Source organism: Variovorax sp. YR634 (genome assembly GCF_900106655.1).
Lineage (GTDB): Bacteria > Pseudomonadota > Gammaproteobacteria > Burkholderiales > Burkholderiaceae_C > Variovorax.
Genome location: NZ_FNOL01000034.1, coordinates 45,255 through 54,614 on the forward strand (window position 1 = coordinate 45,255; position 9,360 = coordinate 54,614).

Sequence of the window (9,360 nt, forward strand, 5' to 3'; positions counted from 1 at the left end):
TTTGTGGGGTTGCAGCGGAGACAGTCATGACACCGCCGACGACTCGATTCCGGCGTCGGAATCGGCGGGAAGGAGTCGCAATGTGTCGCGGCACACGGCGCCGGCCTTCATCACCAGAACCACCGTGGATGCGGGGTCGCGAAAGACCGTGATGTTTTCGACGGGGTTCTTGTCCATGACGATCAGATCGGCATCGAAGCCCGCCTTGATCCGTCCCGCCTGCTCGCCGATGCCCAGCAGTTCGGCATTCACCGAGGTCGCGGAGCGCAGCACATTCAGCGATGAACTCAGTTCTCCGCGCAGGACGAGTTCCTGGGTTTCCCGCCCCTGTAGCGAACCCAGCAAGTCGGTGCCGAGGCCGACCTTGACGCCCGCCTCTTCGCTGTGCCCGATCGCTGCGTACATGGCGTCCACCAGGTACTTGAGTTTGTCGAGCGCGCCGGCAGGCAACCGGACCTCGCCGTCGAGCATGTGCTTGACGATGCCCAGGGTCGGGACCACGAAGGCGCCCTTGCGGGCGACGATCTCCGCGGCCTCGCGGTCCATCATGCTGGCGTGCTCGATGGAGCGAACGCCGTGCTCGGCACACCGCACGATGGCTTCCTTCGTGTGCGCATGCGCCATGACATAGCTTCGCCACCGCGCCGCCTCTTCCACGGCAACCGCGATTTCGGCGTTGCTGAACTGCTGCGACCAGATGGGATCGGTGGGCGACAGCACGCCGCCGGAGACGAAGATCTTGATGTGGTTCGCGCCCTGGCGAAACTGGTCGCGCACCGCCTCCCGAACATGGTTTTCTCCATCCACCACGCGCGTGAAGGCCCCGACAAGATCGCACTTGCAAGGCGAGGCGGCCCGGTGTCCCCGCATGTCGCCATGTCCGCCGGTCTGGGACAGCGCCTTGCCTGCAATCAGATAGCGGGGCCCCTCGAGCAGCCCTTCTTGCAGCGCCTGGACAAGGCCCTGCTCGCCTCCTCCAGCATCACGGATGCTGGTGAAGCCCTGCTGCAGCATGTTGCGCAGATAGCGCCCGGCATAGTGGGCGAGGTAGGACGGTTGCAGCTTGTCGAGGCCGCCGACGTCGAGACTGGCTCCGGTGGCATGCGTGTGCGCGTCGATGAGGCCCGGCATCACCAGCCGGCCCCCAAGGTTCACGCGACGGACGTCTGGGCCTGCAGCCCCCTCGCCGTCACCTCGTTCGACGGAAGAAATCTTCCCGTCTGAAATCCCGATGGCGTGGTGGTCGTCACCGAAGTAGCGATCGCCGTCGAACAATCTTGCGTGGGTAAGAACGAGCTGCGGTGACATGGATGCCCCTTTTGCGGCAATTCTAGAAATGGGGGTGGCATTTCTCTTGTCCCTGCATGCATGGCGATTGATCCTGCGTGCCGATCCCGGGCCCTTCGGAGCCCTTTCCATGGGATATGCTGCGCCGCGCAATCTTTGTTTGAACTTGGAGTAACTCGATGGAAGACGTGAAGATCCTTCAGATCATGCCCGCCGAAGGGTGGGTCGCCGTGTACGACGGCGGCGATGAAGGAGAAATGGAAGAGCCGCTGGCCTGTTTTGCGCTGGTGCAGGTCGACTACAAGAATGGCGACGGCATCCAGACCGAAGTGCGCGGAATGGCGCCCGACGAAAAGCTCATGGCGTTCGTGGAAGACGCTACCAACTTCGTGACGGTTCGTCGCGCTGAAGAAGCCGACGACGAAGAGGAAGACGAGGCGGCCGAGTAGGTTTTCCCTGGCAAGGCTGGCAGGCCTCAACGGGAGGGGGCACTGCCAGCTTTTCGCCGGAACTCTCCCGGCGTGATGCCATAGGTATCGCGGAACAGGCGGGTGAAGTGGCTCTGGCTCGCAAACCCCGCCTTCGCCACCACGTCCACCAACGTGGAGTTCGACGAACGAATCAGCCCGCGTGCGACCTCGAGTTGCTTGTGAACGATGAACTGGTGAGGGGAAGTCCCCGTGGACTTCCTGAAGATGCGAACAAACTGCGACTTGCTCATGCCGACGCTTGTCGATAGCTCCATGAGAGTCAGTTCACTCATCGGCTTTTCCGCGATCAGTTCGTTCAGTCGCGACCATTGCCATTCCGTCAGTTTCCCGCGCTCTCTTACCGGGGCCTGCCCGCGGCTTCGGATCAGGTGTGCCAGCACGCCGCAGCTCAGCGACTCGGCGTAAAGAGACCCGTTGGGGCAGCCGCGCTTGACTTCCCGCAGCATCGCCCGGAGCACCGCGGTCAGGGCGGGATCGTAGAACTCGACGGCCTGCCGAAGATTCACGAGCAGGTCTTCTCGCTCCAGGCCTTGATGTTCGAGCGCGGTCAGATCGAGCGGAAGCAGCAGTCGGCGGGCGTCCCGGCAGTCGACCTGGTTCACCCGAACTCGTGTTTCTGCATTGAACAGCGTCAACGAGCCAGCGCTTGCATTGAGGTCGTACCCGCGGCCGCCCACGGTCATGCGTGACGTGACGGCGCCGGACTCGATCAGCGACAGCGTCGGCGCCAACGTGGTGAAACTGCTTGTCCAGGGGCCCTCCGGGGTACCGACCCACGCGAAAGGCAGGCCGTTCCAGGCGGCGGTCAGCGATGGCGCAAGAAGACTCGCGTTCTCGCGACTCCGCGCTGCTTCGTCTAGTGCAGTCCGACCTAGCTTGAACACCATATTTCCTCCAGGACGTGGGCGATCCGACGCGACAACCCCGCCACTCTAGTGTTTTCGATGAGGGTCGTTTGTTCAAAAGTGAGTCGAACGAGCAAGACCGGATTTCGCTTGCACATTGAAATCGGCCGGCGGCGGTCAATCACGCCGCGCGGCCGTGCAATTTCTGCCCGCCGAACAAGAAACTCGGAGATAGACAATGACCAGTGAGCGGTATCGGCGTTGCAATCAGTGGCATCTTTCAGCGGTCGCACTCTTGCTTGCAGGCTTGACGGCATGCGGCGGAAGCGGGGACGGCAGTTCGACACCCGGCCTGGTCTTGCCTCCCGCGCCACCTCCGGCCGCTGTATCGGGTGCTCAGAGCCTCGAATGCGACGACTCGATGAAGACCGGCTTCACGCCGGACGCAAACACCTCGGTCTTGCTGGCGAAGTCATTCAAGAAGGGAGACCCGCTCCTTCTTTCCGGCACCGCAACGTCGACGACTCCCATTGCGCAAAGCGACCTGTGCCTGGTGAAGTTGATCGTGGGGCCGGGACACACCGGACCTTCGGACGCCCCCTCCACCTCGACCGGGATCGGGATCGAAATATGGCTGCCTGGCAAGGTCGCCTGGAACAAGAAGATTCATTTGATCGGCGGCACCGGTTGGGCGGGTGGAACCCAAACCACCCCGGACGTGATCTCGTTCAGTCCACTCGCCAGCCCCTGGGACGTGGCCGGCGTGGAGGGCGCCGTATCCGCAACGACCGATACAGGGCACACCGTGTCGAACGGCGACTTCCTGATGAACCCCGATGGAACAGTGAACACCGTCGGATGGTCCGATTTCTCGGAGCGCGGCATTCATGAAATGACGGTAAAGGCCAAGGCGCTCGCCAGGGCCTACTACGGATCGGACGCGAAATACGCCTACTGGCACGGCAGCTCGACGGGAGGTCGCCAAGGGCTCAAGCAGGCTCAGGCGTATCCCGGCGATTTCGACGGAATCATTGCCAGCTCGCCGGCCATCAACTGGACCAGGTTCAACACCGCCATGCTCTATGGCCAATTGATCACGCAGCGCGATCTTGGCGGTGTCGCCATGAGCGTTGCACAAGTCAATGCGGTATCTTCTGCTGCGCTCAACGCATGCGATCTGGTCGGTGGCAAACATCTTGGGTTCCTGATCGACCCTTCTCAGTGCACATACGACCCGCAGCAGGACCCGCAGGTGCTTTGCACTGGCAGCGGGGGCAGCAATACGGACCCGACTACCTGCATTTCAAGTGCGCAAGCACAGAGCCTCAATAAAGTCTGGTACGGACCGACGCGGGACGGATCGGTGCCCGCTCCGGCGACGGACACGGGATATGCCGTCGGCCTGACGGGGTCGCACCTTTGGTACGGCTATCCACGCGGCGCGCCGCTTGCGACTTCGCCATTTGGCGGCGGCGCGATTCTGGGTCCGGTGAATCCGCAGACTCTGGCAACGGACACGGTTGCGCTTATTCGGCAGGACCCCACGTTGGGAACGCCGAGTTTTCTCAATGCCACGGGGAACGGGGTCGACGGCTGGAAGAACCTCAGCTATTCCGACCTCGGCAGCATTTTCGATCGCGGAAATTCGCTTCAAACCGAGTTCAGCCGCATCAACACAGACAACCCGGATCTGACGGCGTTTCAAGCGCGTGGCGGGAAGCTCATTACCTTTGTCGGCCAGTCAGACGATCTGATTCCCCATCAGGGGCTGCTCCAGTACTACGCCGCCGTGGCGAATCAACTCAACGCTTCATTGAAGTCGCCACCCGCCGGCACTTTTGCTGCGGTGAATTCTTTCTACAAGCTCTACCTCGTTCCCGGGATGGGTCACTACGGAACGAATGGGACCGTCAACGTCGACGCCAATCCACCGGTTCCGGGCGAGGCGCTCAAGTACGCGATGTTGACCGACTGGGTAGAAAAGGGCATCGAGCCCGGGCGCGTCGATGTGACAAGCACGGCGACAGCTACCGCGCCAGCCAAAGGTCAGCCGTTCTGCGTCTATCCGCTGAAGGCGACCTACCAGTCAGGGGATATTTTTGCCGCTGGCAGCTACGCATGCCGGTAGTCAAACCTTGAGCCTGTACCCGGTCTTGAAGATCCAGCGCACGGCGATCAGGCACAGCGCCAGGAAAACCAGCGTCACGCTCATGCTGATCGGCAGGCTCACGTCGGAGACGCCGTAGAAGCTCCACCGGAACCCGCTGATCAGGTAGACCACCGGATTGAACAGCGAGACCTTCTGCCAGAACGGCGGCAGCATGTTGATCGAATAGAAGCTCCCACCCAGGAAGGTCAGCGGCGTGACGATCATCAAGGGAATGATCTGCAGCTTTTCGAAGCCGTCAGCCCAGACGCCGATGATGAAGCCGAACAGGCTGAACGTCACCGCGGTGAGCACGAGGAACGCCACCATCCACAGCGGGTGCGCGATCTCGTACGACACGAACAACCGGGCGGTGATCAAGATGATGACTCCGAGGATGATCGACTTGCTCGCCGCCGCGCCGACGTAGCCGCACACGACCTCGACATACGAGACGGGAGCGGACAGCACCTCGTAGATCGTGCCCGAGAACTTGGGAAAGTAGATGCCGAACGAGGCATTGGCGATGCTCTGCGTCAGCAGCGAGAGCATCACCAGGCCCGGGATGATGTAGGCGCCGTAGGCGATGCCGTCGACATCCACCATGCGCGAGCCGATGGCCGAACCGAAAACGACGAAATAGAGCGACGTGGAGAGCACGGGCGAGGCCACGCTCTGCATCAGCGTGCGCCACGTGCGCGCCATCTCGAACAGGTAGATGGCGCGGATTGCGTACATGTTCATGCTTGCCCCCTCACGAGGCTGACGAAGATTTCCTCCAGCGAGCTTTCGGAGGAGTGCAGGTCCTTGAAGTCGATGCCGAGCTCGCCGAGCTGGCGCAAGAGGCCGGCGATCTGGTTGTCGTCGCCCTGCTTGTCGAAGGTATAGATCAGCGAGTGGCCGTCGTCGGCCAGATCGAGCTGGTAGCGGCCGACGAGTGCTTCGGGAATGGCAGCCAGCGCGTTCCGAAGGCTCAGCGTCAATTGCTTCTTGCCGAGCTTCTTCATCAGCACGGCCTTGTCCTCCACCAGGATGAGCTCGCCCTTGCGGATCACGCCGATGCGGTCGGCCATCTCCTCGGCCTCTTCAATGTAATGCGTGGTCAGGATGATGGTGACGCCGCTTTCCCGCAGCTTGCGCACCATCTCCCACATGCCGCGCCGCAACTCCACGTCGACGCCGGCGGTGGGCTCGTCGAGAAAAAGAATCCGGGGTTCATGCGACAGCGCCTTGGCGATCATCACGCGACGCTTCATGCCGCCCGAAAGCGCCATGATCTTGGAGTCCTTCTTGTCCCAAAGGGAAAGGTCGCGAAGCACCTTCTCGATATGGGCCGGATTGGGCGAGTAGCCGAACAGGCCGCGGCTGAAGCTCACCGTGCCCCATACGGTTTCGAAAGCGTCGGTGGCCAGCTCCTGGGGCACCAGCCCGATCTTCGTGCGTGCGGCCCGGAAGTCGGTGACAATGTCGTGCCCATCGGCCAGCACCGTGCCTTCGCTCGGGTTGACGATGCCGCAGATGATGTTGATCAGCGTTGTCTTGCCCGCCCCGTTGGGGCCGAGCAGCGCGAATATCTCTCCTTGGTGGATGTCCAGATCGACACGCTTGAGTGCCTGGAATCCCGACGCGTAAGTCTTGGAAAGCTGATTGACCGAGACGATTGAAGGCACGAGACCTCTCTTGAGTCTGTAGGGGGAGTCCGGAATCTTACGCTTGGGTCGCGCTGGAGCTGAGGCTGCACTCGCTGCTTCCTGGAGCGCGCAGTCGAAGTGGCAACCGGCCGCCTCAAAAGCTAAAGAGGCCTTGAGCACTTCCATTCGATCTCGCTAGAAGAGCCCGCGTTGTGACGTCGTCAAAGCCATGAAGCTTTCTCCAATGGGCTGAAGAATGGCATCGGCAATCGGCTGAAGCTGCCTGGTCAGGTAGTGCTCGTAGTCGATTCGGGACTGACGAATCTCCATGGGTTCAGGGCCGCTGCGAGTCATGACATACCGGATCCAGCCGCCGTTCTGATACTGCCTGGGTCGGTTGACCCGACTGTTGTGATCGTCGGCAATCCTTGCCGCACGTACCTGCGGCGGTACGTTGACCAGGTAAGCATCGAGGCGGTGGCGCAGGCGCTTCCTGTAGATGAGCAGGTCGTCCATCTTGCCCGCCAGCAGCGCCTCTGCATAGTCGGTCACGAACTCCTTGTAGGGCTCGTCGTGAAAGATGCGCGAAAGCAGGCCCTCCTGGAACTGGCGCGCCAACGGGGTCCAGTCGCTGCGGGCCATCTCGAGACCGCGGTAGACCATCTCCTCCTTGCCGTTGGCGTCGACGCTCAGGCCCGCGTACCGCTTCTTGCTGCCCACGTCCGAGCCGCGAATGGTCGGCATGAAGAACTTCTTGTAGTGGGTGTCGAACTCGATCTCGAGGAAGTTCTGCAGGCCGTGCTCCTCGCGAAGGGAGTTCGTCCACCACGCGTTGATGTCTCTCACCAAGGTGGTCGCGACGGCGTGCGCGTTCTCGTTGGTGTGGGTACGCCTGAGCCAGATGAAGATGGAGTCGGTGTCGCCGTAGATGACCTCGTAGTCCCGGTCTTCCACGAATTCGCGCGTGAGCTTCATCATCTCGTGGCCACGAAGGGTGATGGCGGACACCAGTTTGGGATTGAAGAAACGGCAGTCGGCTGCACCCAGCACGCCGGCGAAGGAGTTCATGAGCAGCTTCAGGGCCTGGGACAGCGGCTCGTTCTTCGTCCGCTTGGCTTCGTCCCGGGCGCGCCAGAGCGTGGTCACGATTTCCGGCAGGCAGTGCTTCTCGCGCGAGAAGACAGTTCCCTGCGGGCCCTTGACGAGTGTGGTCACGTCGCCAGCGTTCGAGCCCTCGATGAAGCCGACCGGATCGACAAGAAAGGTTCGGATGATCGAGGGGTAGAGGCTCTTGTAGTCCAGCACCACGACGGAGTCGTAGAACCCCGGCTTCGAGTCCATCACGTAGCCGCCGGGGTAGGCCTTGCTCGCAATCTCGCCCACGTTCGGCGCCACGTAGCCCTGGCGATGCATCCGCGGCAGGTAGTGGTGGCTGAACGCGGCGATGGAGCCACCGAAGTGGTCGGCCTGCAGGCCTGTGGTCTGGGCCCGCTCCATCACGAACTGAAGCAGCTTCGCCTTGTCGAAGATGCGCAGGACCAGCTCGCAGTCCCGGATGTTGTAGAGCGCGAGCGCGGGCTTGTCTTCCTGGTACCGCCGCTCGATCTCCGCCATCTTGTCGTACTCGTCGCCGATGGCCTTGCCCTCGCCCAGCAACGTTTGCGAGACGGTCTCCAGGCTGAAGGAGGGAAAGCTCCACACGGCGGCCTTGAGGGCGTCGATGCCGTCGATGATCACCCGGCCGGGCATGGGCGCGAACAGGTAGCCCTGCTTGCCCGGATGGGTGCGCCATTCGATGGGCCGCCGCTCCCGCCCCAGAAGGAGCTGCGTCCCACACTCGTTGGCTGTCTTCTGAAGCACTCGCAGGTCGAACTGGATGACGTTCCAGCCGATGATGACGTCCGGGTCGTTTCGCTCGAACCAGTCGTTGAGCTTCTCGATCATGGCCTTGCGGGTCGGGCAATAGATGAGCGAAAAGTCCATGAGCCCACCCGACCCTGATGACTGCTCGCTCGGCTCGGGTGGCGGCTCGCCCAACATGAACACGACACGGTCTTGCGTACCGTCCAGCGCAATCGAATAGAGCGCTTCGTGCTGGCTGGTCTCGATGTCCAGCGACACCACCTTCAGCACCGGCCGGAACTCGGGCGCTGGCTTGAGCTTGCAGTCGACGATGGTGGAGCGGTCTGCCCGCCCTCCTTCCACCAGCACGCCAGCGGTGATGAACCGTTCCATCAGGTAGCGATCGTGCGGGCGCACATCGGCTTCGAGCAGGGGAACGCCCTGTGCCTGGAGGGCGCGCATCAACCGGCCGAGCTGGCGGAAGTGCTTCGCATAGACACCAGTGACGGGTTCCTGATGAAAAGTCTTCAGCTCGAGCTCACGCATCTGCAGGCCTGGCATGGCCATGAGGTGCGCTTCTACCGCCGCCCTGTGCCGGGTTGCGACGAATGCGACGGAGGTCTGGGAGGTCAGGATCACTTTCACCGGCCCCGCATCTGTTGCCAGCCAGTACTCGATCTCCGTGCCGGCGGGAGCATCCCGCCAGTGGCGAGTGAGGATGAAGCCCTTGAGTTCGGTGGACGTCACGAGAGCTTGGCGAATCGGATAGGGCAAGAGAGCGGGCTTGGCGTGGCCGATTTTCGCCCGGGCATGTCCAATTGCCGTCTGCGCAGGCGGGGGCCAGGCAGTCCCGTGTCATCTGCCCCGCTGGAGGTCAACCACGCTTGTGCAAAGCAGCCCAAAACGAACCAGCTCAGTACAACAATAAAAGGGGCAAAAAAGGGGCAAAGTATCCGCCCTGCCCGCAAACCCGCGTGAATACTGGGTTGCTGGCGGAGAGTGTGACCACTAGGCGGAAGCCAGGTAAGCGACCGGTCATGTCATCTTGACGCGGATACCGCGTCAAACACCATTGATCTCGTCGATGGCTTGCCCGTCGTCGTAGAACTGGGCGATGG

Annotated in this window: 7 protein-coding genes; 2 read left to right on the forward strand and 5 right to left on the reverse strand. The window is 62.0% G+C overall.

The genetic code is table 11. The annotated features are described in order from the left end of the window. Positions 1-24: 24 nt before the first annotated feature. Positions 25-1,308: a metal-dependent hydrolase family protein gene (locus tag BLV60_RS32270; RefSeq protein ID WP_176929043.1), complete on the reverse strand. Its 1,284-nt coding sequence runs from the start codon at positions 1,306-1,308 to the stop codon at positions 25-27. A 158-nt stretch (positions 1,309-1,466) separates the two neighbouring features. Here BLV60_RS32270 and BLV60_RS32275 point away from each other — a divergent pair, with 158 nt between their 5' ends. Then, a complete protein-coding gene (locus tag BLV60_RS32275; protein WP_093059610.1) occupies positions 1,467-1,736 on the forward strand; it encodes a hypothetical protein in 270 nt (89 codons plus the stop codon). Between the two features lie 26 nt (positions 1,737-1,762). Here the strand turns inward: BLV60_RS32275 and BLV60_RS32280 are convergent, their stop codons facing one another. Next, positions 1,763-2,665, reverse strand: a complete 903-nt coding sequence (locus BLV60_RS32280) for a helix-turn-helix transcriptional regulator (RefSeq protein WP_093059612.1) — start codon at positions 2,663-2,665, stop codon at positions 1,763-1,765. 379 nt (positions 2,666-3,044) lie between these two features. Here BLV60_RS32280 and BLV60_RS32285 point away from each other — a divergent pair, with 379 nt between their 5' ends. Further along, complete coding sequence (locus tag BLV60_RS32285) at positions 3,045-4,751, forward strand: tannase/feruloyl esterase family alpha/beta hydrolase (RefSeq protein WP_256329672.1); 1,707 nt, start codon at positions 3,045-3,047, stop codon at positions 4,749-4,751. Here BLV60_RS32285 and BLV60_RS32290 read toward each other — a convergent pair whose 3' ends face one another. From BLV60_RS32290 to BLV60_RS32300, 3 genes are read right to left on the reverse strand one after another with little or no spacing between them, the layout of a single operon-like run. Beyond that, on the reverse strand, positions 4,752-5,513 hold the full coding sequence (locus BLV60_RS32290) for an ABC transporter permease (protein WP_093059616.1): 762 nt from the start codon (positions 5,511-5,513) through the stop codon (positions 4,752-4,754). Beyond that, on the reverse strand, positions 5,510-6,586 hold the full coding sequence (locus tag BLV60_RS32295) for an ABC transporter ATP-binding protein (protein ID WP_093059618.1): 1,077 nt from the start codon (positions 6,584-6,586) through the stop codon (positions 5,510-5,512). Before BLV60_RS32295 ends, BLV60_RS32290 begins: the two co-directional genes overlap by 4 nt. 9 nt (positions 6,587-6,595) lie before the next feature. Beyond that, positions 6,596-8,989 (reverse strand): DNA polymerase II, encoded by a 2,394-nt coding sequence (locus BLV60_RS32300; RefSeq protein WP_093059628.1) that lies wholly within the window; start codon positions 8,987-8,989, stop codon positions 6,596-6,598. Positions 8,990-9,360: the final 371 nt, after the last annotated feature.